This is a genomic window from Pseudoalteromonas sp. MQS005, assembly GCF_001661605.1.
Classification (GTDB): domain Bacteria; phylum Pseudomonadota; class Gammaproteobacteria; order Enterobacterales; family Alteromonadaceae; genus Pseudoalteromonas; species Pseudoalteromonas tetraodonis.
The window spans coordinates 21727-46588 of sequence record NZ_LYRQ01000016.1 but is presented as its reverse complement, the minus strand read 5'-3'; the positions used below and the strand labels follow the sequence as shown (position 1 = coordinate 46588).

General features: G+C 39.6%; 21 protein-coding genes and 2 tRNA genes. 15 read left to right on the top strand and 8 right to left on the bottom strand.

Annotation, left to right across the window (positions count from 1 at the left end; genetic code table 11):
- Positions 1–145: 145 nt before the first annotated feature.
- The 4 genes from A9479_RS07750 (at position 146) to infA (ending at position 4862) form a co-directional block, all read left to right on the top strand.
- A complete protein-coding gene (locus A9479_RS07750; RefSeq protein ID WP_082918308.1) occupies positions 146–2959 on the top strand; it encodes a bifunctional aconitate hydratase 2/2-methylisocitrate dehydratase in 2814 nt (937 codons plus the stop codon).
- Between the two features lie 180 nt (positions 2960–3139).
- Positions 3140–3856 (top strand): leucyl/phenylalanyl-tRNA--protein transferase, encoded by a 717-nt coding sequence (gene aat / locus A9479_RS07745; protein WP_064663106.1) that lies wholly within the window; start codon positions 3140–3142, stop codon positions 3854–3856.
- Positions 3849–4553 (top strand): arginyltransferase, encoded by a 705-nt coding sequence (locus A9479_RS07740; protein WP_064663105.1) that lies wholly within the window; start codon positions 3849–3851, stop codon positions 4551–4553. The genes aat and A9479_RS07740 overlap by 8 nt, the downstream gene beginning before the upstream one ends.
- A 90-nt stretch (positions 4554–4643) precedes the next feature.
- The gene (gene infA, locus A9479_RS07735) at positions 4644–4862 is read left to right on the top strand and encodes a translation initiation factor IF-1 (protein WP_002962494.1); all 219 of its coding nucleotides are present in this window, start codon (positions 4644–4646) and stop codon (positions 4860–4862) included.
- 192 nt (positions 4863–5054) lie between these two features.
- Here infA and clpA read toward each other — a convergent pair whose 3' ends face one another.
- Together clpA and clpS are read right to left on the bottom strand one after the other, a co-directional pair.
- Complete coding sequence (gene clpA / locus A9479_RS07730) at positions 5055–7316, bottom strand: ATP-dependent Clp protease ATP-binding subunit ClpA (protein WP_064663104.1); 2262 nt, start codon at positions 7314–7316, stop codon at positions 5055–5057.
- A 68-nt stretch (positions 7317–7384) separates the two neighbouring features.
- Positions 7385–7693 carry an ATP-dependent Clp protease adapter ClpS gene (clpS, locus tag A9479_RS07725; protein ID WP_008110102.1) on the bottom strand — a complete coding sequence of 103 codons (309 nt, stop codon included), beginning with the start codon at positions 7691–7693 and terminating at the stop codon, positions 7385–7387.
- A 209-nt stretch (positions 7694–7902) separates the two neighbouring features.
- Here clpS and cspD point away from each other — a divergent pair, with 209 nt between their 5' ends.
- Positions 7903–8121, top strand: a complete 219-nt coding sequence (cspD, locus tag A9479_RS07720; RefSeq protein WP_013464751.1) for a cold shock domain-containing protein CspD — start codon at positions 7903–7905, stop codon at positions 8119–8121.
- 453 nt (positions 8122–8574) lie between these two features.
- Positions 8575–10797: an NADP-dependent isocitrate dehydrogenase gene (locus A9479_RS07715; RefSeq protein ID WP_064663103.1), complete on the top strand. Its 2223-nt coding sequence runs from the start codon at positions 8575–8577 to the stop codon at positions 10795–10797.
- Between the two features lie 158 nt (positions 10798–10955).
- Here A9479_RS07715 and A9479_RS07710 read toward each other — a convergent pair whose 3' ends face one another.
- From A9479_RS07710 to A9479_RS07700, 3 genes are all read right to left on the bottom strand, one after another.
- Positions 10956–12197, bottom strand: a complete 1242-nt coding sequence (locus tag A9479_RS07710; protein WP_064663102.1) for an amidohydrolase family protein — start codon at positions 12195–12197, stop codon at positions 10956–10958.
- A gap of 12 nt (positions 12198–12209) precedes the next feature.
- Positions 12210–13592: an amidohydrolase gene (locus A9479_RS07705; RefSeq protein WP_064663101.1), complete on the bottom strand. Its 1383-nt coding sequence runs from the start codon at positions 13590–13592 to the stop codon at positions 12210–12212.
- A 100-nt stretch (positions 13593–13692) separates the two neighbouring features.
- Positions 13693–14478, bottom strand: coding sequence for a hypothetical protein (locus A9479_RS07700; RefSeq protein ID WP_064663100.1), 786 nt, complete (start codon positions 14476–14478; stop codon positions 13693–13695).
- Positions 14479–14921: 443 nt separating this feature from the next.
- Between A9479_RS07700 and A9479_RS07695 the strand changes: the two genes are divergently transcribed.
- Positions 14922–15284 (top strand): DUF3718 domain-containing protein, encoded by a 363-nt coding sequence (locus A9479_RS07695; protein ID WP_064663099.1) that lies wholly within the window; start codon positions 14922–14924, stop codon positions 15282–15284.
- A gap of 97 nt (positions 15285–15381) precedes the next feature.
- Here the strand turns inward: A9479_RS07695 and A9479_RS07690 are convergent, their stop codons facing one another.
- The gene (locus tag A9479_RS07690) at positions 15382–16074 is read right to left on the bottom strand and encodes a hypothetical protein (RefSeq protein ID WP_064663098.1); all 693 of its coding nucleotides are present in this window, start codon (positions 16072–16074) and stop codon (positions 15382–15384) included.
- A gap of 122 nt (positions 16075–16196) precedes the next feature.
- Here A9479_RS07690 and A9479_RS07685 point away from each other — a divergent pair, with 122 nt between their 5' ends.
- Complete coding sequence (locus A9479_RS07685; protein WP_064663097.1) at positions 16197–17066, top strand: fructosamine kinase family protein; 870 nt, start codon at positions 16197–16199, stop codon at positions 17064–17066.
- Positions 17067–17279: 213 nt separating this feature from the next.
- On the top strand, positions 17280–17483 hold the full coding sequence (locus A9479_RS07680) for a CPXCG motif-containing cysteine-rich protein (protein ID WP_008464077.1): 204 nt from the start codon (positions 17280–17282) through the stop codon (positions 17481–17483).
- Here the strand turns inward: A9479_RS07680 and A9479_RS07675 are convergent.
- Positions 17480–18106 carry a riboflavin synthase gene (locus tag A9479_RS07675; RefSeq protein ID WP_033102520.1) on the bottom strand — a complete coding sequence of 209 codons (627 nt, stop codon included), beginning with the start codon at positions 18104–18106 and terminating at the stop codon, positions 17480–17482. The two genes, A9479_RS07680 and A9479_RS07675, sit on opposite strands and share 4 nt — an antisense overlap.
- Before the next feature lie 192 nt (positions 18107–18298).
- Here A9479_RS07675 and A9479_RS07670 point away from each other — a divergent pair, with 192 nt between their 5' ends.
- The 5 genes from A9479_RS07670 to A9479_RS07650 all read left to right on the top strand — a co-directional run bounded on the left by A9479_RS07670 (position 18299) and on the right by A9479_RS07650 (position 22799).
- Positions 18299–19654, top strand: coding sequence for an MATE family efflux transporter (locus A9479_RS07670; protein ID WP_064663096.1), 1356 nt, complete (start codon positions 18299–18301; stop codon positions 19652–19654).
- On the top strand, positions 19632–20681 hold the full coding sequence (locus A9479_RS07665) for a DUF3080 family protein (RefSeq protein WP_064663095.1): 1050 nt from the start codon (positions 19632–19634) through the stop codon (positions 20679–20681). The genes A9479_RS07670 and A9479_RS07665 overlap by 23 nt, the downstream gene beginning before the upstream one ends.
- Positions 20682–20917: 236 nt before the next feature.
- A tRNA-Val gene (locus A9479_RS07660) sits at positions 20918–20994 on the top strand.
- A 248-nt stretch (positions 20995–21242) separates the two neighbouring features.
- Positions 21243–21319, top strand: a tRNA-Val gene (locus A9479_RS07655).
- 706 nt (positions 21320–22025) lie between these two features.
- A complete protein-coding gene (locus tag A9479_RS07650; RefSeq protein ID WP_064663094.1) occupies positions 22026–22799 on the top strand; it encodes a transporter substrate-binding domain-containing protein in 774 nt (257 codons plus the stop codon).
- Between the two features lie 37 nt (positions 22800–22836).
- On the opposite strand, the gene A9479_RS07645 is transcribed toward A9479_RS07650, so the two are convergent.
- Positions 22837–23760, bottom strand: a complete 924-nt coding sequence (locus A9479_RS07645) for a hypothetical protein (protein ID WP_064663093.1) — start codon at positions 23758–23760, stop codon at positions 22837–22839.
- A 196-nt stretch (positions 23761–23956) separates the two neighbouring features.
- Here A9479_RS07645 and A9479_RS07640 point away from each other — a divergent pair, with 196 nt between their 5' ends.
- Positions 23957–24856 (top strand): ABC transporter substrate-binding protein, encoded by a 900-nt coding sequence (locus tag A9479_RS07640; protein ID WP_064663092.1) that lies wholly within the window; start codon positions 23957–23959, stop codon positions 24854–24856.
- Positions 24857–24862: the final 6 nt, after the last annotated feature.

Below are 24862 nucleotides of genomic sequence, written 5' to 3'. Positions count from 1 at the left end.
GCAACAAATACCGTCAAATTATATAAGTAAAACTAGCTATAATTATCGTCAGGAATAAAAGCTTTATTCATTTAGGCATTACTAGAAACTGTAAAATCAGTTAAAATGCTAAACTTCATATCAAGTAAATTACCGAGAGTTTTCTATGAGTTTGTATACAAAATATATGGAAGAAATCCAAACCCGTAAAACGGAGCTTGGATTAAGCCCACAACCAATCGATAGCGCTGAACTAGTATCAGAAATAATTAATCAAATTAAAGATACTAATAACGAGCACCGTAAAGATTCACTGCATTTCTTTATTTATAATACTTTACCTGGAACAACTAGTGCTGCGGGCGTTAAAGCACAGTTTCTAAAAGAAATCATTTTAGGTGAAGAGCACGTTGCAGAGATCACTCCAGAATTTGCATTTGAACTGCTTTCACACATGAAAGGCGGCCCGTCAATTGAAATGCTAATTGATTTAGCATTTGGTGATGACGCAGCAATCGCAGCACAAGCGGCTGAAGTACTTAAAACTCAGGTATTCTTATACGATGCTGATATGGAGCGCATAAAAGCGGCCTACGAAGCAGGTAACGCAATTGCTAAAGAATTACTAAAGAGTTTCTCAAAAGCTGAATTCTTCACAAAACTACCTGACATCGAAGAAAAAATCGAAGTAGTAACTTACATTGCTGGTGAAGGCGACATCTCAACTGATTTACTGTCTCCAGGTAACCAAGCACACTCACGTGCTGACCGTGAATTACACGGTAAGTGTATGATCACTGAAGAAGCACAACAAGAAATCGTTGAACTTCAAAAGAAACACCCTAATGCTAAAGTAATGCTTATTGCTGAAAAAGGCACCATGGGCGTTGGTTCATCTCGTATGTCTGGTGTAAATAACGTTGCACTTTGGGCGGGTAAACAAGCAAGTCCATACGTTCCTTTCATCAACATTGCACCTGTTGTTGCAGGTACTAATGGTATCGCACCAATCTTCTTAACGACGGTTGATGTAACCGGCGGTATTGGTCTTGATCTTAAAAACTGGGTTAAGAAAGTAGATGCAGACGGCAATACTGTAACTGATGAAAATGGCGATGCAGTGCTTGAAGAAGCTTATTCAGTTGCCACAGGTACTGTATTAACAATCAATACAAAAGAGAAAAAGCTTTATAACGGTGATAAAGAACTGGTTGATGTATCATCAGCGTTCACACCGCAAAAAGTTGAATTCATGAAAGCTGGTGGTTCATACGCTGTAGTATTTGGTAAGAAACTACAGACGTTTGCTGCTGAAACGCTCGGCATTGAAACTCCTCTTGTGTATGCACCTTCAAAAGAAATTTCACATGAAGGCCAAGGCTTAACAGCGGTTGAAAAAATCTTTAACCGTAATGCGGTAGGTGTTCTATCTGATACACCACTTCATGCAGGCTCAAACGTTCGCGTTAAAGTGAACATCGTTGGTTCGCAAGATACAACCGGTCCAATGACAGCACAAGAATTAGAAGCGATGGCGGCTTCAACGATTTCACCACTTGTTGATGGTGCTTATCAGTCTGGTTGTCACACTGCATCAGTATGGGATAGCAAAGCACAAGCTAACATTCCTAAACTAATGGCGTTTATGAATAAGTTTGGTTTGATCACTGCACGTGACCCGAAAGGCGTTTACCATGCAATGACTGACGTTATTCACAAAGTATTGAACGACATTACAATTGATGATCGCGCTATCATCATCGGTGGTGACTCGCATACTCGTATGTCTAAAGGCGTTGCCTTTGGTGCCGATTCAGGTACTGTTGCTGTTGCACTTGCAACCGGTGAATCAGCGATGCCGATTCCTGATTCAGTTAAAGTGACGTTTAAAGGCAAAATGGCTAAGCACATGGATTTCCGCGACGTTGTACATGCAACGCAAGCGCAAATGCTTAAGCAATTTGGTGGCGAAAACGTATTCCAAGGTCGTATCATTGAAGTGCATATTGGTACCCTAATGGCTGACCAAGCGTTTACTTTCACTGACTGGACTGCAGAAATGAAAGCGAAAGCGTCAATCTGTATTTCAAATGATGAAACGCTAATTAAGTCAATTGAACTTGCTAAATCACGTATCCAAATCATGATCAACAAAGGTATGGATAACGAAGCGCAAACGCTACAAGGTCTAATCGACTTAGCTGACAAACGTATTGCAGGTATTCAATCTGGTGAAGAGCCAGCACTTTCTCCAGACGACAACGCTAAATACCACGCAGAAGTTGTGGTTGATTTGGACCAAATCGTTGAGCCAATGATTGCCGATCCAGACGTGAACAACGATGATGTTTCTAAGCGTTATACTCACGATGTGATCCGCCCTGTTTCTTTTTACAACGACAAACCTGTTGATTTAGGTTTCGTTGGTTCGTGTATGGTTCACAAAGGCGATATGAAAATTATTGCTCATATGCTGCGTAACCTAGAAAAGAAAAACGGTTCTATCTCATTCAAAGCACCATTAGTTGTTGCGCCACCAACATACAACATTGTTGATGAGCTTAAAGCGGAAGGCGACTGGGATATTCTTGCTAAATACGCAGGTTTTGAATTTGACGATGAAAAACCAAAAACAGCGGCACGTACTAAGTATGAAAATATCCTATACCTAGAACGCCCTGGTTGTAACTTATGTATGGGTAACCAAGAAAAAGCAGAACCTGGTGACACTGTTATCGCAACATCAACTCGTCTGTTCCAAGGCCGTGTAGTAGCCGATACATCTGAGAAAAAAGGTGAGTCACTACTAGGTTCTACGCCGGTTGTAGTACTTTCTACTGTACTTGGTCGTTTCCCGACTATCGAAGAGTATAAGTCTGCGGTTGAAGGTATTGACCTTACCTCGTTTACACCTGTTGAAGAAGCAATGACAACTAAGTTTAACGCTGGACAAGCAGTACCTGTAAAAGTGGTTAGCTAATTCGATTAGTTTACCATTTAATTAAGCGCGTTTTTTAACGCGCTTTTTTTATGTCTAAAATTTATCTAACAGGAATGTAAGCCCTGCTCAACCCTATGGACAACACAATAATTTGTGGTTTGTGATTTTAAAGCAACAGGTTACACTTTACCTTGACCATGCAGTTATTCAATCGGTGTTATGACTAAACAACTCTATCAACTCGCTCAAAGCCACTTTGCTTTTCCTGATCCCATCCATGCATTAGATGATCCCGATGGTTTACTTGCCATTGGTGGATGCTTATCGGTAGCGCGATTAAAAAATGCCTACAGCCAAGGTATTTTTCCGTGGTTTAGTGAGCACGAGCCAATTATGTGGTGGTCGCCTAGTGAGCGCGGTATTGTTGAGCTCAATGACTTTCATGTTAGTAAAAGCCTACGAAAAAATTTAAAAAAGCACCCGGTCACCGTAACCATAAACCATGCCTTTGAAGAAGTGATAGAAGCATGTCGCGATCAACGTATTGATACCGATGGCACCTGGATCACCCCACAAATGCAACAGGCGTACATTAAAGCCCATCACCATGGCCTTGCTCATAGTTTAGAGGTTTGGCGCGAGGGAGAGCTTGCAGGTGGCTTATATGGCATCATGCAAACAGGTGTTTTTTGTGGTGAATCAATGTTTCATCATCAAACAAATTGCTCCAAACTGGCTATGTGGGCGCTGGTTAATTGGCTTAAACGCCATAATGCGCACTTTATTGATTGCCAATTAGAAAATCCTTATTTAATGTCGTTAGGTGCTAGCGTTATTCCACGTGAAGAATTTTTAACTAAACTTAATAAAGCACAGTGTTACACCCCAGCTGCCAGTATGTGGCAGCCACAGGAGCTAATCGCGATTTATGAATGAACAACTTCCCGCTCGTATTGGCCTAAGCCAACCATTTGAATGCAGTTATTTGCCTAACCGCCAAGAGCAACTGTTGGTCATACTCGATCCGAGTTGTTACAGTAGTACTAAATTTGAGTCATTGTTAGCATTAGGCTTTCGTCGCAGTGGTAACCAAATTTACCGTCCGCACTGCCCTATTTGCAGCGCGTGTAGTTCTGTGCGCGTTTTAGCTGATGAGTTTATGCCGACAAAATCGCAAAAACGTAAACTTAACAAAGCAAAAAACCGCTTTGAGGTAAAATATTCTCAAGTTGAACGCGAACAATACTATCCACTTTACAGTAAATACATTAGCTTGCGCCACCAAGACGGTAGTATGTATCCACCTGATAAATCACAATTTCAAAGCTTTTTGTTTTGTAGCTGGTTAACCATTACCTTTATAGAGCTTTGGGATCAAGAAAACTTAGTGGCTGTTGCTGTAACTGATTGTATGGACAATGCTATTTCGGCAATTTATACATTTTTTGACCCTGACTATGAGCACTTTAGTTTAGGCACTGTAATGATATTACAGCAACTTAAATTTGCTAAACTGCAACAAAAACAATTTGTTTATTTAGGCTATCAAATAGATGAATGCGACAAAATGAACTATAAAACGCAGTTTTTACCTGCTCAAAAACAGTGCAATGACCAGTGGCTGGCTATTTAATTTACAAAAATAGCCCCTGCGCCTTTACTTATTGGCGTATTTTGGGCAAAATCTGCAGCGTTTAACTATTAAAGAGGTGTTACGCTAAACATGGCGAAAGAAGACGTAATCGAAATGCAAGGGACAGTCCTTGATACTTTACCAAATACAATGTTCCGAGTTGAGCTAGAAAATGGTCACGTAGTTGTGGCTCATATTTCAGGTAAAATGCGCAAAAACTATATCCGTATTTTAACCGGCGATAAAGTAACGGTAGAAATGACTCCTTACGATTTATCGAAAGGTCGTATCGTATTCCGTGCTCGCTAAGTAAGTGCGTAAACGAGATTTAGTTTTTGGCTAGTGAAAACTAGCTTTAAGCGTTTATTAAATGTAATTAATGGATACTCGCCAGTAATTACATTTAATAAACAAAAAACCCAGCCTTTGCTGGGTTTTTTGTTGTCTATTTCTTTGGCAAATAAAAAAGCCTGCGCAAAGCAGGCTTTTGTATAACGACCATTAGGCTGGGGTTAAATCACTTTCGTAATCAAAACGCAGCTTTTTATCTTTAACCGATACTTTTACCGTACCGCCAGAAATTAGCTCACCAAACAGTATTTCGTTTGCCAATTGCTTTTTAAGGTCTTCCTGAATAACACGTGCCATAGGGCGTGCGCCCATTGCTTTGTCATAGCCTTTGTCAGCCAACCATTCACGTGCTTTAGACGTCAGCTCAAGATTAACTGATTTCTTGTCTAGTTGCGCTTGAAGCTCCACAACGAACTTATCAACCACTTGTAAAATAACTTCTTTATCGAGGTGATTAAACCAAATAATGTTATCTAAGCGGTTTCTAAATTCTGGTGAAAATACTTTATTAATTTCACCCATTGCATCGTGCGTATGGTCTTGCTCACTAAAGCCAATCGACTTACGTGTGGTTTCTTGCACGCCGGCATTAGTGGTCATCACCACGACGACGTTTCTAAAGTCGGCTTTACGGCCATTATTATCAGTTAGCGTACCGTGATCCATAACTTGCAATAAAATGTTGTAGATATCTGGATGGGCTTTTTCAATCTCATCCAAAAGTACAACAGCGTGTGGATTTTTAATGACCGCTTCTGTTAGTAAGCCGCCTTGTTCAAAACCAACATAACCCGGAGGCGCACCAATTAAACGGCTCACCGCATGGCGCTCAACATATTCAGACATATCAAAACGAATAAACTCAACGCCCATACATTTAGCTAATTGCTTGGTAACCTCAGTTTTACCGACCCCCGTTGGGCCTGCAAATAAGAACGAACCAACCGGTTTGTTCTCATTCGCTAAACCTGAACGCGACAAACGAATGGCAGAAGTTAATGCATCAATAGACTGATCTTGCCCAAACACTAACATTTTTAAGTTACGGTCTAAGTTTTTCAGCGTTTCTTTATCAGACGATGATACATTTTGTGGCGGGATACGCGCCATTTTTGACACAATCAGCTCGATATCAGAAACACCAATCGTTTTTTTACGTTTAGAGGTAGGTAACAAGCGTTGGCTTGCACCCGCTTCATCAATAACATCAATCGCTTTATCAGGCAGATGACGTTCGTTAATGTACTTAGCGCTAAGCTCGGCTGCCGCCTTCAACGCTTTTTGCGTGTAACGAATACCATGGTGTGCTTCATAACGCTCTTTTAAGCCGTTAAGAATTTTAGTGGTGTCTTCCACACTGGGCTCAAGCACATCAATTTTTTGAAAGCGACGTACCAAGGCACGGTCTTTCTCAAAAATGTTTTTGTACTCACCATAGGTGGTAGAACCCATACAACGCAATTGACCACTAGAAAGTAGCGGTTTAATTAAGTTTGAGGCATCCATTACCCCACCCGATGCAGCACCTGCACCGATAATGGTATGAATTTCATCTATAAATAAAATAGAGCCTGGTTTAGCTTGCAGCTCTTTTAATAAGCTTTTAAAGCGCTTCTCAAAATCGCCTCGGTATTTAGTACCTGCAAGCAAAGCGCCCATATCTAATGAATAAACAACCGCATCAGCAATAACTTCAGGCACTTGTTCGTTAACAATTCGATACGCTAAACCTTCAGCGATAGCGGTTTTACCCACGCCAGCTTCACCAACCAGTAATGGGTTGTTCTTTTTACGACGACACAACACCTGTACAGTGCGTTCTACTTCGCTGTCGCGACCAACAAGCGGGTCAATATTGCCCTCTTTGGCTTGTATGTTGAGATTAGTGGTGAAGCTGTCGAGCTTACTCGCTTCTTCACTAGCAACTTCTTGCACTTCTTCATGTATATCGTCAGTGTCATCGCCTAATTCGTCGTCACCTTTTGCAATCCCATGAGAAATAAAATTAACAATATCAAGGCGAGAAATATCATTCTTTTTAAGTAAATAAACTGCCTGGCTTTCTTGCTCAGAAAAAATAGCCACCAGCACATTTACACCCGTCACTTCATTTTTTCCCGAAGATTGCACATGAAATACCGCGCGCTGTAATACACGCTGAAAACCAAGCGTTGGTTGAGTTTCGCGTTCTTCTTCTAAATCAGAAATAACCGGTGTGGTTTCATCAATAAATTCAAGTAACTCTGTTTTTAATCCAGAAATGTCAACACCACACGCATTAAGCGCTTCTCCAGCTGATGGATTATCGAGTAGAGCCAATAAAAGATGCTCTACGGTCATAAACTCATGACGACGTGTACGCGCTTCACGAAACGCGGTGTTCAAAGTTAGTTCTAAGTCTTTATTTAGCATTGGCAACCCCTTACAGAGATAATAATTTTATACCGCACTTCAAAGATGAAAGTTCACCTTTGTGGTATTTATTCCTGCTCACAACTACATAGCAGTGGATGCTCGTTATCCCTTGAGTAGCGGTTAACTTGCTCAGCCTTGGTATGTGCTACATCGGCGCTGTAAACACCACAAATGCCCTTACCTTGCTGATGTATTTGCAGCATCACATCAGTTGCTCTATCGCTATCCATATTAAAAAACGTCATCAAGATCTCAATTACAAAATCCATCGGCGTGTAATCATCGTTGTTTAACACAACTTTATATTTTCGCGGTGGTTGCAACTTTTGCTTTTCACTATCGCGAACGGTGTCGATAACACCAGAATCTTTCATACCACTCATAATTAAATATAGTCTTGTCTTTGTAACTCAAGCAAACTTGAATAAAAAAATAAATAAAATGTTAAAAAATAACCCAAAACACTTGACTGGTTGCTTAAATAAACTACAGTCAAATGGTGATTGATTAAACCTTAGTCAGTCTAGCAAACAATACAGTTTAGGATAACTAAATTAGTCAACTTATAGAAGGATGTAGAAGTATGGCTTGTGGTAAAGTCAAATGGTTCAACAACGCCAAAGGTTTTGGTTTCATCGTAGAAGACGGTTGCGAGAACGACATTTTTGCTCATTACTCCACTATTGTAATGGACGGATACAAGACGCTTAAAGCTGGTCAAGATGTTACCTTCGAATTACAACAAGGCCCTAAAGGTCTACACGCTACTAATATAGCCCCTAACGGCGATATTTTAGAGTGATTGTAAATATGAGACTAAAGCGAGCGACCTATTTAGATCCTCGCTTAATTCCCTAAAATCCCTAACCACTTCCATATTAATTGCTTCATTGTTCGTTAATTCAACCCCACTCCTTGATTTTATTTTATCTACCCCAATAATTTCACTATTAGATGTTTAACTGCTGGCGTTTAGCGCGTAATCCTAGCCCTTTTTAGCCAAGCTTGTTACACTCTTTATCCTGTAAAACGTAATTACTTTAGCCTAATGGCTAGTTTAGATTTACATAAATTTTAGTTATAAAAGACACTAGTCCGTCAGGTGTGATTATTCTTACCTTGTTTAGGTTATACGAGTACCAACACCTAACAGACTACTCATTGCATACATTAATACTTTATTTATAAGGTATTAGGCGATGATTTCTTTGCATTGTTGAATTTGGCCAATGCGGCCTACTATCTAGGAATGATGATGACATCAAAAATTATCTATACAAAAACGGACGAAGCTCCGGCATTAGCAACGTATTCGTTGTTACCAATTATCCAAGCGTACACAAATGCGGCAGGTGTTGAAGTTGAAACACGCGACATCTCACTCGCTGGTCGTGTTATTGCGAGCTTCCCGGATTACCTAACAGAAGAACAACGCATTGGTGATGCACTTGCAGAACTTGGCGAAATGGCGAAAACACCAGAAGCTAATATCATTAAATTACCGAACATCAGTGCCTCAGTTCCACAACTTCGCGCTGTAATTAAAGAGCTTCAAGAAAAAGGTTATGCACTTCCAGAATACCCTGTAGAACCTAAAAACGATGAAGAAAAAGCGATTCAAGCCGCCTATGACAAAATTAAAGGCAGTGCAGTAAACCCTGTACTTCGTGAAGGTAACTCTGACCGTCGCGCACCAAGTTCAGTAAAAGAATATGCACGTAATAACCCACATTCTATGGGTGCATGGAGCAAAGATTCACAGTCTTATGTTGCAAGCATGGAAGAAGGTGACTTCTTTGGTTCAGAGCAGTCACTAACTGTTGATGAAGCAACGAATGTTCGTATTGAACACGTAGCGGCTAATGGCGATATCACTGTACTTAAGCAAAGCACACCGCTACTTGCTGGTGAAGTTATTGATGCATCACGTATTAGCGCTGCAAAATTACAAGCATTCCTTGAAGCTGAAATTAATGCAGCTAAAGAAAAAGGCGTGTTATTTTCGCTTCATATGAAAGCGACCATGATGAAAGTATCTGATCCAATCATCTTTGGTCACGCTGTAAAAGTATTTTACAAAGACGTTTTTGCAAAACACGGTGCACTTTTTGAAGAGCTAGGTGTTGATGTAAATAACGGTTTAGGCGATGTGTACTCTAAAATTCAAACTTTAGATGACGCTAAGCGCGAAGAAATTGAAGCTGACATTCAAGCTGTTTACGCTGACCGCCCTGCTATCGCAATGGTTGATTCTCATCGTGGTATTACAAACTTACACGTACCAAGTGATGTGATCATCGATGCTTCTATGCCAGCTGCAATTCGTTCAAGCGGTCAAATGTGGAATAAAGACGATAAATTACAAGACACAAGCTTTGTAATTCCAGATCGTTGTTACTCTGGCGTTTATCAAGCAACGATTGATTTTTGTAAAGAGCACGGTGCATTTGATCCTACGACTATGGGTAGCGTACCAAACGTTGGCCTTATGGCTCAAAAAGCAGAAGAGTACGGCTCACACGATAAAACATTTGAAGCAAAAGCTGACGGTACTATCCGTGTTGTAGACACAAACGGTAATACGTTACTTGAACACAGTGTTGAGAAAGGCGATATCTGGCGCATGTGTCAGGTTAAAGATGCACCTATTCAAGATTGGGTTAAACTTGCAGTAAACCGCGCTCGCGCAACAGGTAATCCGGCTATTTTCTGGTTAGATGCAGAACGTGCACACGATGCTGAGCTAATCAAAAAAGTAAATAAATACCTGCCAGATCACGACACTGCTGGCCTAGATATTCAAATTTTATCGCCAATGGATGCAACCTTGTTCTCACTAGCACGCATCAAAGAAGGTAAAGACACAATTTCTGTAACGGGTAACGTGTTACGTGATTACTTAACAGATTTATTCCCAATTTTAGAATTGGGTACCAGTGCTAAAATGCTTTCAATTGTGCCACTAATGAATGGCGGTGGTTTATTTGAAACTGGTGCGGGTGGCTCTGCACCTAAGCACGTTCAACAATTTGAGAAAGAAAACCACTTACGTTGGGATTCTTTAGGTGAATTCTTAGCACTTGCTGCGTCACTTGAGCACCTAAGCACAACAACAGGTAACAAAAAAGCACAAGTACTTGCAGATACACTTGATAAAGCTACCGGCACATTCTTAGCTGAAAACAAGTCGCCTTCACGTAAAGTAAAAGAGATTGATAACCGTGGTTCTCATTTCTTCTTATCTTTATTCTGGGCACAAGAACTTGCTAAGCAAAATGATGACAGCGAGCTTAAAGCGCAGTTTACGCAAATTGCTAGCGACCTTGAAACTAACAAAGAGCAAATTGTTAGCGAGCTAAACGATGCACAGGGCCCAGCAATGGACATTGGCGGATACTTCCAGCCAAATGACGATGCAGCTTTTAAAGCAATGCGCCCAAGCACAACATTTAACGAGATTTTATCTAAACTGGTATAAATCCATTAAATGAATGAAAAGGCGCTCCAAAGAGCGCCTTTTTTTTGTGCCTAATACCAATTCGCTTATTTAAGTGGTTTACTTTGCAGATTGGTATAAGTAAAAGCTGTTCATAAAAAAGGCCGCTAATGCGGCCTTTTATATTCAACTAAACAAGTTTATTTAGTGTATGCACGTGGCATGTTTGATTCTGTTGTATAGCGCTCACGCAGTTTATCTTGGCGAGATTCAGTACTTACCTCAACCCCATTAATAAACATTTTATTTACGTGGCTGCTTAGCTCAAACGGGTCATTACTCCACATTACAACATCAGCGGCTTTACCCACTTCTAAGCTACCAGCATTAATACCAAATACATCAGCCACATTTGAAGTCATCGCTTTTAATGCGCCTTGCTGGCTCATACCGTAAGACACTGCATTACCGGCATCATAGCGGAGCTGGTAAACATTATGACTGGCATCGCCACCCACAGTTAAAAGTACTTTAACACCTGCTTTTTCTAGTATGCCGGCATTATTTAGGCTTGCATGTAATGAATCAAAACTGCCTGGTAAGTTATCCATTGCACTGATGATCACAGGAATACCCGCTTTTGCGATTCGATCTTTAACTACAACGGCATCTTGCGCACCATTAAGAACAATATTTACCCCAAACTGCTGTTTCACTTTTATAAGTTCAACAATATCCGATGCACGCGACACACTAATTAGTAATGGCATATCGCCTTTTAGTACTTTAGCCATTATTTTATCTTCAGCACTTGGCTTAGCATCGTCTTTTTTAGCTTCTTTGCTTGCTTTAGTTTGGTGCTCATCTAACTTATTGATCAGTGTTTGCAATGTAAATGCACGAGAGCCTTTGCTTCGCTCACCCAAATGAACCACTAATGCCGCTTGCTTTTTGTTTACGCTTTCAAAGCTGCCGCTTAAATCCACCACACTGGCAAGGCCTGCAAATATGCTGTCACCGCCGTACGGGGTGATCAAATCGCGAGTAACACCGCCTTTACGTGCATAAGGGATTAGGCTTGAACGAGGGTTAAATGCCAAGCTTGCATCAAAATCAATACCTGCTTTTTCTTCTCCCGCATCGCGAGAGCCCGCAACCGCACCTACTTCAACTAAACCAAGTTGATTTACAGTGGCAATAAAACCAGGGGTCACGATTTGACCTTTGGCATCAATAATTTTATCTGCTTTAACATCGCTAGGATTAATTGCAGTGATTTTGCCATCATTCATTACGATGCTGGCAGACTCTAATACGCCTTGATCTGAGGATGTATGCAGTTTTGCATTAATTATAGCAAGAGATTGAGCGCTCACCGCACCCGATGCTAGTAACCCTGCAGCAACCAGAGAAAGCGAAAACGAACGTGATAATTTTTTCATTCTGGGTGCTCCTTATTGTTGACCTAACATAAAATCACTTTGTGCTTGGAATGCGCTATCGTTTCTATCGTAAACTTTTGCGCCATCAACAAACACTTGCTCTGCTTTTGCGTAAACGCTAAATGGGCTTTGATTCCAAATAACCACATCAGCTTGTTTACCTGCTTCAAGTGAGCCTGTTTTATCTTCAATGCCAAGTGATTTAGCGGCATTAGCCGTGATCCACTTAATTGCATGCTGCTCAGAAATATCAAAACCATTTTGGTTTGCACTGTACATTACTTTTGCGGCTTCTTGATTTAAGCGCTGAATGGTCGTGTCTGAGTCTGAATGCACAACGGCACATGAGTTTTTAACTGCATCAACAATCGCTACGTTCTCTTGTACCATATCGTAGGCTTCCATTTTAAAGCCCCACCAGTCTGGCCAAAGTGCTGCACACGAGCCATTTTCAGCCAGTAAATCTGCGATTTTATAGGCTTCAATACCGTGATGGAATGTACCCGCATGGTAATTAAACTCTTTAGAAAGGTCGATCATCATCGCCATTTCTTCAGCTTTATAACAGTGATTGTGAATACGAACCTCACCTTCTAAAACACCGCGAAGGGTATCGTATTTAATATCGCGGTGTGGAGCTTCTGGGTTTTTACCCGCAGCGTAATCAGCATCGTATTTGTCCCAAGCACGTTTGTACTCTTGAGCGCCAATCCAAGCTGTGCGATAGCCTGCCATATTACCCATACGTGTCATCGGTAATTCACCTTTACGGCCATAAACGCGTTTAGGGTTTTCACCACACGCCATTTTTAAACCGTATGGTGCATCAGGAAACTTCATCCCTTGCATGGTGTGAGCCGGTACATTTTTAAGGGTAACGCCACGTCCACCAAATAAATTAGCTGAACCTGGTAAAATTTGTAACGAGGTAATACCGCCTTCACGTGCGCGATTAAAACCTGGATCTTGTGGCCAAATTGAATGCTCAACCCATACTTCTGCTGTATTTGGGCTAGTCATTTCGTTGCCATCTTGGTGAGACTCAACCGACGGATTTGGATAAGCACCTAAATGAGAGTGAACATCAATAATACCTGGTGTTACCCATTTGCCTTGCGCATCGATAGTGGTGTCTGCGTTAGCGGTTAAATCTTTACCAACTTGCTGTACTTTACCATCAACAAGTAATACATCGGCTTCATCTAAACGCTCACCCGTGCCCGTTAATACAGTGGCATTGGTAATTAATGTGCTTGATGTAGCAACGGGTTGATAAGTACTTGGGTATGGGTTTTTATTAATGGTTACTTTTGCATCTTGCGGGCCGCTTTCTTGGCAACCAACAAGAGCCACTGCTAAACCAACAGCTAACAATGAGGGAGCAAATTTTTGCATGTTTTTAGGTTCTCCTGTTTTTTTACTACTTTAGCGAAAGCAAACGCATAAAGCTAAAAAAACAGGTGAAAAGGCGGTTATTTAAGGTGAGTTTCTGTAATTATTTTTTTATATAATTGTTATAAAGCTTATCCAGTGCCCCTTCTGTGGTGAGCGATGGATCTTTACTAATAAAGTGTTTAACCGTTCGGGTTACAAAATCCGAATTTTGCTTATGTAATTTTGAAAAATCTTTAATTAATGTATTACCATCTTTTGCGGCGGTGACTTTATCATGACGATGCCTGTATTGGCTCAATGCCTTATTAAAATCGCCTTGATAATCCTCGACTAAAATTTTATAAAAATCAATTTTTTGTACTTTTAATACAGTAATGCAATAGTTAAGCGCTTCTTTAAAGTCGGTAAATACGGTGCCTTCTACATCAAACTCTTTGGTTTTTTCGCGCACCGTAACGCGCGCTTCTTCAGTGGCATAACTAAACCCTGTAAAGGCGAGTCGCTCAGCCGCTTCTTTACCGAGTTTCATGCCCGCTTGAATGCTGTGCGCAAATTCATCGCTCATGTCGCCAAGCTCGCTTTCTTCCCACATGTTGTACACACGTAAGGGCTTGGCGTATTTATTTGATAGTTTCTTTTTAAGCTTACTAAAACGCTCATCAATGGTCATTAAGCGTTCATTATGAAGTAATGCATGGCATTCATAACAAGCCGCAATAGCAACAAAATCCGCTTCTTCGCCTAAATCAATAATACTTTGTAACATGTGCAATGGTGGGCAATGATCGCGCTCTGTTGCCTCACACCCGCAATAAAAACATTGGTTAAAATGCTGTTGCTCACACGCATAAGCTTGCTGGTAGTAACTGGCTAACGTTTTATTCACAATTGCGCTCCAAAAATATAAAATGCCACAAATTTAGGGCGCGATAATAACAGCCTGAAAAAATATTTCAGTATGAAAACGCTAAAGTGTGTCAAAAATAAATTATTTAACCTGAACTTTGGTTAAGAGATTTACCAATATATTGAATTATATCAATAATTTAGTTCGTTTTCTCCAGCCAGAAATTTACAGTGAAAACAAGGCGGATTTTCGCGTCAATAGTGGGCCTATTGCAAGTAAATTCAACGCAGTTAGCGCTGAAAATAGCTGCTTGAGATAGATTTATTATCCATAGTTCAGGTTACTTATGAACAACTTTTCATACACCTACAAAATTGCACGATTTATATACACATCTTCTTACAGCTTGCCCCATTCAGTTAACAACATTCTGGCTACATTAAGCAATACTTAAGTTGCACATAAACAAAGAGGCAAATACTATGATTTCTTTCAAAGCAACTCTATATTCAACTGTATTATTGGGCGCAGCAACATTAACAGCGCCTGTAATGGCAACCACTTTTGTTGCCGCTGATTCATCACCCGGTACACAAGTTTGCATGGCCGTTGCATCTAACAAACAACTGACACTGCACAAAACAATTAAAGAGCTCCATACCAACAAGCATGTAATTGGCAAAAAATTACGCTGCAATGATTTATCAATGAATGATTTTGTAGCGCTTTATGATTTAGACAAATCTGCACGCTTTTTCAATATTAAGGCTACCACCAGCACATCAATAAGGGATTTGGCAAAGGTAAATAAACCGATGGTGGTTATTATGGCGGGATCTAAATAACCCAAATTATAACTAGGAAATCGGTTTTAATACGTTCAATTTACGCGAATCAAACACGTTAAGCAGGGCTTAGTACCTGCTTAACGTGTATTTATTATTAAATAAGCGCTGCCAACAAACCAAACAAGCCACCAAATACCCCACCCCATACAACGAGCCAGCCTAAGTGTTCGCGGATCATAGTTTGAATTATTTCTTTTACCATTTTAGGGGTGAGTTCATCTAGGCGTTCATCCACTAATTTGAGTACTGTATTATGTAAATTTTCCGCGTTATTGCCTTGAGTAAGCATATCGCTTAGTAGCATTTTAAAATCGTCGGTGCCGCTTATTTGCACCAGTGATAATTGCATTTTTTCGATAAATTTTTCTCGCATTGGCTCTACCGCCTCTGTACCGCCAAACATTGCCAGCATGCTGCCAAATTGTGATTGCTCTATCACCACTAACAAATTATCGAAAGCGGGATTTAAATCTACCTTTTCAATTACCGATTCAAAGTCTATCGTTGGCTGCGCCTTGCTTAGAAGCTTGTCTATTTTATGCTCAGAAAAGAACTCCGTAAGTATTAAATTTCTTATAGCTACTTTAAAGCTTTCAAACTTGAGCGCAATCACCCCCGATCCATATAAAAACGGGACTTTTTCAAATAGCATATGAATAGCGAGTAAGTTTGTAACCGCACCAGAGAGTGCAAATAAGCCCACCGAAAGTACAATGGCTTGATCAAATACAAAACCAATAACAACACAACACGCTGCCAATAAGTTAGTGATAAAACTTTTATTCATTTTTATTCCATTTCAGTGATTTCTATCAGAAATTGATAGTCTTAATTTTACACCGATTAATTTGTTTATTTAATCCCTTTTTGCCATAGTTTATTTATAGGTTTAAAAGGTGAGCAATTGTTATGTGGAAAACAATCAATCAACAGATCAGCCAAGCTATCCATTACGATTTTAAACACACCCATAAACGTCAGTTGCAAAACACATCAACCGATAAGCTTTTCCATATAAGTGATGGCAAGCACAATTATTTAGTTAAAATTGCGCAAAAGAATGAGCTCGATCGCTTTGAAGCACAAGCACAGGGCTTAAAACAACTCACTCAAAACAGTATATTTATGGTGCCCGACTGTATTACAACTGGCGCCAATATAGAATATGCGTTTATTGTATTAGAGTGGCTTACACTTGATGACCTTCCCCACACGCATTGGTCAACGATGGGTGAACACCTTGCCATGTTACATCAAAAACACGAGCAAGCGATGTTTGGTTTTGATACAGACAATTATTTAAGCTCTACGCCTCAACCAAATCAATGGCATAAAAAATGGGATGTATTTTTTGCAGAAGAACGTATTGGTTGGCAATTACAGCTATTAGCTGAAAAAGACATTGTGCTGGCAGACCCCGAACAACTGATAAATTTAGTAAAAGAGCAACTGCATAATCATCATGTTTTGCCCTCATTATTACATGGCGACTTTTGGCGCGGAAACATGGGATTTGTAAATAATATTCCGACCCTATTTGACCCTGCCTGCTATTACGGTGATCGAGAGGTCGATATTGCTATGAGTGAACTCTATGCCCCCCTACCTGAGGAGTTTTATAGTGCCTACAATCAACACTATCCTTTAGCTCAGGGTTATGAGCAACGTAAGCTTGTTTACCAGCTTTACCCTATATTAAACAACGCCAACATATTTGCTGGGCATTATCTAAATCAGGCCAAAGAGCACGTTGAAAAACTACTAAACTTAAATAAATGAGTAAACAAAATATAAGCACTATACTTATACTTGAATTCTACAAAATAAATCTATTCAAGCGTTATTTTTAGGGCTAATTGCATTGAATTTATTTGTAATAAATCAATGTTGATAGCTCAATATGAGTAAATCATTTAGTCAGAGTTCAAGCTACTTAGTATTAAGCCGTTATGTGCTATCTAGGTAAAATAACTTAATTTTTAAGGGGGTGTTATGAAAGACTTTTTATCACAACGTATCGCCTGCCCACATTGTGGACACCATATTCATTTAGACCTTGATGCCAGTATGGGCGACCAAGACTACTATGAAGAATGCAGTGCTTGCTGTAATCTAATTCACTTAAATATGCATATAGACTATGCACGTAATAAGTTAGAGTTACACGTGGACAGCGATGACGAACAAATATTTTAGCTATGTTGGCGCATGTAGTTTTCGACGGTGTTTATAATAGTGTATGTTTGCTGATCAACTTCTATATTAAATTCATCACCTACAACAGCTGCACCTAAATTAGTAATATCGAGTGTTTCTGGTATTAAGTGTAACCAAAAGCCATGCTCATCAATATTGCCAACCGTTAAACTGGCGCCATTAATAGATACAAACCCTTTGTATAACACATATTTTTGCCATTTTTTTGGAAGGCTAAGCTGCATTTTATAGTTATTTTCTAGTTTAACTATTTGCGCTATTTTGGCAGTACAATGAATATGGCCAGAGACTATGTGCCCACCCAGCTCAGTACCAAACGACACTGAACGCTCGTAATTGACTAAACTACCCAATTCCAGTTGTCCAAGGTTAGTAAGCTGCAAAGTTTCGTCAATAACATCAAAATGCACTTGAGCCACTACATCTTGATTACTAAGCTCTACTTTAACTACCGTTAAGCAGCAACCATTTATAGCGATGCTCGCACCTAAGTCTAAATGCTTTACGTATTGCTCATTAACAGAAACGACTAAACGTAATACACCCTGCGTATGGGTTCTAGAGACTACTGTTGCTTGAGTTTGAATAATACCGGTAAACATAAAAATCGCTTCTCTTTCTAACAAAGTGCTAGTTTAACGTATCAATCGCTAAAATAATTCACTTAATAGCACTTTTATTCGCAACAAAAGTAAGCTTATGCAGCAATTTAATAGATTCGCTGATTGTCTACATAGATAGAGCAATCACAATAGATTACAATGCGCCCATGTTTTTCTGAATAGCTGTTTTTTATGACTTTTTGTAGTTGGGAAGCTAAACGTTTACTTTCCCTCGCCTTTCCCGTTTTTTTAGCACAAGTGACCTTAGTATTAATGTCGGTAGTTGATACCATTATGGCCGGACAAGTGAGTCCAACCGATTTAGCTGCACTGTCAATTGCAACGGGGATATGGAACCCAATTTTATTGGCAATACAAGGGATTTTATTAGCATTAACGGGCGTTATTGCACAATTCGCTGGTGCTAAAGATCGTAACGGCATCAGCCATTATTTTCAGCAAGCCCTTTATTTAACACTCCTTTTAAGTATTGCTGGTTTTAGTGCAGCGCAGCTTGCCAATACTGTTATTTTACAGCTAGATACTAGCCCGGCGATTGCGGGACTTGCTTTTGATTACATTCATTTTGTTAAATGGGGTGTATTTGGTTTTTTAATTTTTACCGTGTATAGAAATATGACCGAAGGCATGGGGATGACCAAGCCTGCGTTTTATATCAGCCTACTCGGACTTGCGGTAAATATCCCACTCAATTATATTTTTATTAAGGGCTTATTTGGTCTACCCGCATTTGGGGGCGCTGGCTGTGGTATTGCCACCGCACTGGTATTTACTGTAATGGCTATTGCGCAAGTTACTTATTGCCAGCTGAGTAAAAAAATAGATGCCAAAGGCTTATTAACTGGCTTTGAAAAACCCAATTTTAAAACTATTGGTATTATTACCAAACTCGGTATCCCTATTTCACTCGCTACTTTTTTTGAAGTGACCTTGTTTGCCTGTATTCCCCTGTTTATTGCGCATTTGGGTGCGGTGGCTGTGTCTGGCCATCAAATTGCAGCTAGTGTGACTGCACTGTTATTTATGATGCCTCTGAGCCTCTCAATTGCCATTAGCATACGAATTGGTAATTTATTTGGGCAAAATCATTTAGATCAATTAAAAGTAGCGGTATCGACAAGTTATATTATGGCGGCTATGGTTGCGTTGTTTATCGCTTTTATTACATTTATAGGGCGTGATGTGATTAGCCAATTATATAGCGATAGCCCTGCGGTACTTGCTCTTGCTTCATCAATTATGATTTTAGCCTGTATTTACCAACTTCCTGATGCATTACAAGTAGCTGCAAACGGTATTTTACGTGGTTTAAAACACACAGCGCCGATTTCGTATATCACTTTTATTTCTTATTGGTTAATCGGCTTTAGTTTAGGCTACGTATTAGCAAGAACAGACATGATAGTGCCAGCAATGGGCCCGCATGGTTTTTGGATAGGCATTATCTTTGGCCTATCAGTTGCAGCTATACTACTGATGCTGACCGTTCATAGGCGATTTAAACGTGAACCATTTATTCTCACTTAAACAATCAATCTATACCAAACTGCCGCTTAATTGGTTATTGGCGGCATGTTGTGTGGTACTTTTGGGCTGCTCAGAGCAGCCCAGTGAGGCAAATAAAACCTATTTGTCTCGCTTAAGTAATACCTTACAAGCGCCTGAACCACACACAAAGCCACTGCAACAATTAGCCTTAGTAAAGCCAGTTGAAGCGTTGCAACCTGCCATTAAAATTGGCATAACTGAACTTGCTGGTATTAACCAATGTAAACTTAACGTTCTGATAAGCGAGCATAATAATCAATTAGGCAAAACAGCCACCGGTGCTAGCCAATTGAAGTACCAAATAGATTTTATTCAAAGCGCGCAAAACTGTTTAAACACCTTAGATAAACAAAGCAACGTTCACAGTAAAATTACAGCGGCAAAAACCCAAAAACAAACTCAACTCGCTCATTATTTTAATAATGTTTTATATAGTGAACCTGAACTGAGCAGCACTTGGCAGCTAACTGGCCAAGAACTCAGCACCCAACCAGCTGGGTTTAGCGACACGGTTGAGGCGCTTAAAAAGCTAACTACCATAAAACACCAAATAGAAACTAAAGGGAGTATGGCAATAAACAGCGATGATATTTTGTCAGCGCTTGAACCGCTCAACAAATACAAATTTGACCAACAGCTTATCCACGCTGCGCGCGAACAAATTAGCTTAAATCATACGGCCACCCAGTTTGTAAATTCATTGGTACTAGAAGATATTTGCCCTAAAGGAAAAAACAAGCAGCAGGCTAAAATTGTCAGTAATATATTTAATAAATATTATTTAAAACAAATACAGCCTTATCAAGCACAGCTGAGCGGGTATTTAGAAACATTGCAGCCGCTTTATATGCAGCTATGGTTTAATCAAGCAGTGAGTAGTGAAGCGGTAAATGCCCTACTTGACCCAAATTCTAACAACTTACTCTCTCAGCTAAAAGCGTCAGCAAAAGAGCATGTTATCTGGTGGCAAAAATTTTATAAAACGTGCGAAATCAGTCCAATATGAATAAAAAAACGGCAAATAAACTTAAAAACCATAAACATGCTTGATTCACCACTCATCACGCTATATATTAGCGACCGTTGTTAAGCAATTAACAATTCTTAAATACATGCAGTACGACTGTAGCTCAGTTGGGCGAGATTGGACCGAAGCGAAGCTTCGCAGCCGAACGAGGTGAAGGCAGGAAGCCGACAGGATGAAGCTTCATGGATGAATTAAATAGTACGTAAACTCATAGTACGACTGTAGCTCAGTTGGTTAGAGCACTACCTTGACATGGTAGGGGTCGGTGGTTCGAATCCACTCAGTCGTACCAAATTTTTAAAGATTTAATTAAAGTAAGTTGAAAGAAAAAGCACTACCCACTCTTGATCACCCGGTCCAGAAGTCGGTGGTTCGAATCCACTCAGTCGTACCAAATTTTTAAAGATTTAATTAAAGTACGTTGAAGGAAAAAGCACTACCTACTCTTGATGACCCGGTCCAGAAGTCGGTGGTTCGAATCCACTCAGTCGTACCAAAATGAGTAAATGCTGTATTTAAAGTACAAGAATTTCATATTGTACGACTGTAGCTCAGTTGGTTAGAGCACTACCTTGACATGGTAGGGGTCGGTGGTTCGAATCCACTCAGTCGTACCAATTCAAAAAAACACCCCAAGAAAAAGCACTACCTACTCTTAATCACCCGCTCCAAGGGTCAATGCTCCAAATCCACTCAGTCGTACCAATTCAAAAAATACCTCAAGAAAAAGCACTACCTACTCTTAATCACCCGCTCCAAGACTCAATGTTCCAAACCCACTCTGTCGTACCAATTAAAAAAAGAACGTAGGTCGGTTAAGTGGCGAAGCCGCGCCACCCGACATTGGTGAAACACCCGACATTAGGTAACATTCCAACACCAAACGCCACCCAACATAAAGCAAAGCCTGCACCGGTAATGACCAATACCAACATCGTCGGATGACGCCTTCGAATTATCCAACATCGTCGGATGGCGCCTCCGAATTATCCAATATCGTCGGATGGCGCCTCCGAATTATCCAACATCGTCGGATGGCGCCTCTGGCTTATCCAACCTACGTTAATTGTTGGGAACGTAGGTCTGTTAAGTGGCGAAGCCACGCCACCCGACATTGGGGAAACACCCGCCATCAAGCAACGCCAACATCAAAAAGCTCCAAAAAAACGCTCACGATCTAAACTTCCTTAATAAATATCAGGTAACATCCATATAATCACGTTGCAAAGTCAGAATTTATTGCTTGAAAATTAATACTATGTTAACAAGTAGGCTATCTTATAAGATGAAATATCAGAAAGTATTCTAGGAAAGGATTTACCTGTGAAGTCTGCTGCACTCATTACATTACTATTGCTATTTATTTTTGCTGGGCAAGTTCAAGCTAAAACTCTGGTCAAAGTGGGTGGCTATGAATTTCCTCCCTACATAGAGATTGTTGACGGCCGTGCTTCAGGTCTTACCGTAGAGCTAATTAGCGAGCTTAATAAAATACAATCTGACTATCATTTTGAGCTTGTCCTCACCACACCTATTCGGCGCTTTAAAGATTATCAGCAAGGTTTGTTCGATGCGGTATTTTTTGAAGATCCAAACTGGGGGTGGCTACAAGGCAACCATATAATCAGTAACTCCCCTGTGATAGCAACAGACAGTGAGGTATTTATTGCTTTAAAGCAATTTGCAAAGTCACAAGCTTGGTTTGATAACTTAGACGATAAAACTCTCATTGGGATTTTAGGCTATCACTATCAGCTAGCAAACTTTGAAAACAACCCATCAATACTTGAAAACGAATATAAAATGACGTTACTGAGCAGTCATAAAAAAAGTATTGAATTAGTATTAAAAAAACGCAGCGATATGGCGATTGTTACCCGTTCTTACTTAAATCAATACCTGAATAAGTACCCACAAAGTAAAAACAAGCTGCTCATCTCTGAACGCGTCGCGCAAACGTATAAACACCAGTTATTAATTCGTCCAACACAGCAACTTGATATAAACACACTTTATAAAATAGTAAAAAAAACACTTGCACAAAATACCCTAGCAACCAAATTAAAAATACTTGGCCTACAACAACATGATATTTAGTGGTGCTGCTTTAATACTTAATAACATTACTAATAACTTAATGGCAATAACTAGAAAATTTGCTATTTTCATCGTGTGTCGCAAATTCAACTAAAGTCATCAATAAATCACTGTGTTTATGGGTAAAGCCAGTATTAGAAAGGCGTTTTTCTAGATAGGCAGTAAAGTTTTTTCGTTGCAGGTGTTGGCTATGTAATTTTATTAACAGCTCTGACTGCTTTTGGTTAATTAACCGCGTCTCGTAAATCGGGTCTTCATCTGGCCAATTTTCTACAGGCGAGCCCTTTTGCTTAAACACAAAATCACTAAGTGAACGCTCGATTTGATTATAATCGTGCTCCCCTAGCAGTTTTTCTATTTCCTTTAATAAGCTTGAGTACAAAACACGCGGGAAAAGCTTGTAAAAATCATGATTTTTAAAGGGCTCTCCTTGTGGAGTTTGCTGCCAATTTTCAAAACTTGCTCGCAAAGCCTGAACTAATATACGTCCTACATAATGGCTTTTTTGGAATGAGACACCTTGCGATTCTAGCCTTGAAAGTACGTGATTTAAACGTTGCTTTAAGCTACGTACTTCTAGCTGCAATTCGCTTTTTTCTGTCTCTAATAATTGTATTTCTTGAGCACTGGTTGTTATTTTTTGCTCTAGTTTATTTATTTTAACTTGCGCGCCATAAAACAAATCACGGGTATCATTAAGCTCAGCCATAACACTGGCATTTTTTAATTTAATACTCGAATTACCCTCAATAGCATAAGTAGTAAGCTGTTTGCTCTGAGAGAGCGCTTTATTTAAAGTACTTTCTAACTTACTCTCAATAACTTGCCCAGACTTACTGCCTTTAAGTAAAGAATGTAAGGTTGAAGAAATATGCTTTTGGTACCAATTTTGGATCTGCTCACACTGCACATCAGATAAATTAGCAAATGGATTGTCTTCACTTATTGGCTTGTTAGCCATAAAAATTCCCTCTAGTAAAAAGACTTTTTGTTGTTATGTCGTATTAAAGTGAAATTACTTACCTTTGCATGTTAATAGCTATCGCTTTTTAAGGCTATATTTAATTGTTTGTATACTAGAAGAACCTCACTATTTAAGTTGTTTATTCCAAATAACGCACTAAACTTAATATCAAAGATAAAAATGCATTATCCTTATGAGAATATTTTTAATCGCTGCCTTAGTACTATCACTTTTCACTTACGCACAACCTGCGCCAGTAACCTATACGGTCGACAATAAAAATATCACACTTCCCGGAGAGAAATACAAAAGCGGCTATGGCTATAATTTAAAAGCCGATACAGTTCTTCGCTTAGTTACACTTAATTGGCCCCCTTATATAGACGATCACTTATGCAATAAGGGCTGGCTATATCAACTCACAGTAAGCATATTAGTAAAACGCGGCTATGGTGTACATATAGAGTTTTACCCTTGGGCGCGTGCCGTTCGTGAAGCTGAATTAGGTAAAGCTGATATTTTATTTCCTGAGTATTTTATTAATGACGATGTAATGTCAGAAAACATTTTAACCAAAACACGTAATCAGTTATTGGCGTTATCTGAGCCCATTCCTGGTGGTGACTTATCATTTGTAGCACTTAGAGATCACAGCATAAATTACGATGGCAGTATTGAGTCTGTAAAAAACAGGGTTATGGGGGTGGTACGTTCATATAAAAATAGTAAAGAATTAGATCAACTTATTGAACAAGGCGAAATAAAAACCATCGTTGCTAACAGTGAGTATCAGCTTATTCATTTGCTTTTAAATGGTCGGGTTGAGCTTATTGTTGCCGACTTAGAAGTGCTAAGAGCCAGTATTTATAAATCACTATTATCAGCTAGAGAAAAAAAGAGGATGCTTAGCGCGCTAGTTGCATTAACGCCAAGCATAGAATACAAAGCCTTGTATTATGAAATCAGTAAAAGTACGCCTAATTGGCAATTTATCTTAGATGATATCAACGCAGAAATAGCGAATATGCGTGCAAATAATGAATTTGAGCGCTTTATAAAAAATAAAAAACAGCAGTGTTATAACCTCGATTAAGCCGTA

Excerpts from the sequence above, each read along its gene's own strand:
- A9479_RS07685 (WP_064663097.1), top strand. The coding sequence starts at position 16,197 with ATGTGGAAAACAATCAATCAACAGATCAGCCAAGCTATCCATTACGAT.
- aat (WP_064663106.1), top strand. The coding sequence starts at position 3,140 with ATGACTAAACAACTCTATCAACTCGCTCAAAGCCACTTTGCTTTTCCT.
- A9479_RS07695 (WP_064663099.1), top strand. The coding sequence starts at position 14,922 with ATGATTTCTTTCAAAGCAACTCTATATTCAACTGTATTATTGGGCGCA.
- A9479_RS07715 (WP_064663103.1), top strand. The coding sequence starts at position 8,575 with ATGACATCAAAAATTATCTATACAAAAACGGACGAAGCTCCGGCATTA.
- A9479_RS07710 (WP_064663102.1), bottom strand. The coding sequence starts at position 12,197 with ATGAAAAAATTATCACGTTCGTTTTCGCTTTCTCTGGTTGCTGCAGGG.
- A9479_RS07750 (WP_082918308.1), top strand. The coding sequence starts at position 146 with ATGAGTTTGTATACAAAATATATGGAAGAAATCCAAACCCGTAAAACG.
- A9479_RS07675 (WP_033102520.1), bottom strand. The coding sequence starts at position 18,106 with ATGTTTACCGGTATTATTCAAACTCAAGCAACAGTAGTCTCTAGAACC.
- infA (WP_002962494.1), top strand. The coding sequence starts at position 4,644 with ATGGCGAAAGAAGACGTAATCGAAATGCAAGGGACAGTCCTTGATACT.
- clpS (WP_008110102.1), bottom strand. The coding sequence starts at position 7,693 with ATGAAAGATTCTGGTGTTATCGACACCGTTCGCGATAGTGAAAAGCAA.
- A9479_RS07670 (WP_064663096.1), top strand. The coding sequence starts at position 18,299 with ATGACTTTTTGTAGTTGGGAAGCTAAACGTTTACTTTCCCTCGCCTTT.
- cspD (WP_013464751.1), top strand. The coding sequence starts at position 7,903 with ATGGCTTGTGGTAAAGTCAAATGGTTCAACAACGCCAAAGGTTTTGGT.
- A9479_RS07680 (WP_008464077.1), top strand. The coding sequence starts at position 17,280 with ATGAAAGACTTTTTATCACAACGTATCGCCTGCCCACATTGTGGACAC.
- A9479_RS07690 (WP_064663098.1), bottom strand. The coding sequence starts at position 16,074 with ATGAATAAAAGTTTTATCACTAACTTATTGGCAGCGTGTTGTGTTGTT.
- A9479_RS07640 (WP_064663092.1), top strand. The coding sequence starts at position 23,957 with ATGAGAATATTTTTAATCGCTGCCTTAGTACTATCACTTTTCACTTAC.
- A9479_RS07705 (WP_064663101.1), bottom strand. The coding sequence starts at position 13,592 with ATGCAAAAATTTGCTCCCTCATTGTTAGCTGTTGGTTTAGCAGTGGCT.
- clpA (WP_064663104.1), bottom strand. The coding sequence starts at position 7,316 with ATGCTAAATAAAGACTTAGAACTAACTTTGAACACCGCGTTTCGTGAA.
- A9479_RS07740 (WP_064663105.1), top strand. The coding sequence starts at position 3,849 with ATGAATGAACAACTTCCCGCTCGTATTGGCCTAAGCCAACCATTTGAA.
- A9479_RS07645 (WP_064663093.1), bottom strand. The coding sequence starts at position 23,760 with ATGGCTAACAAGCCAATAAGTGAAGACAATCCATTTGCTAATTTATCT.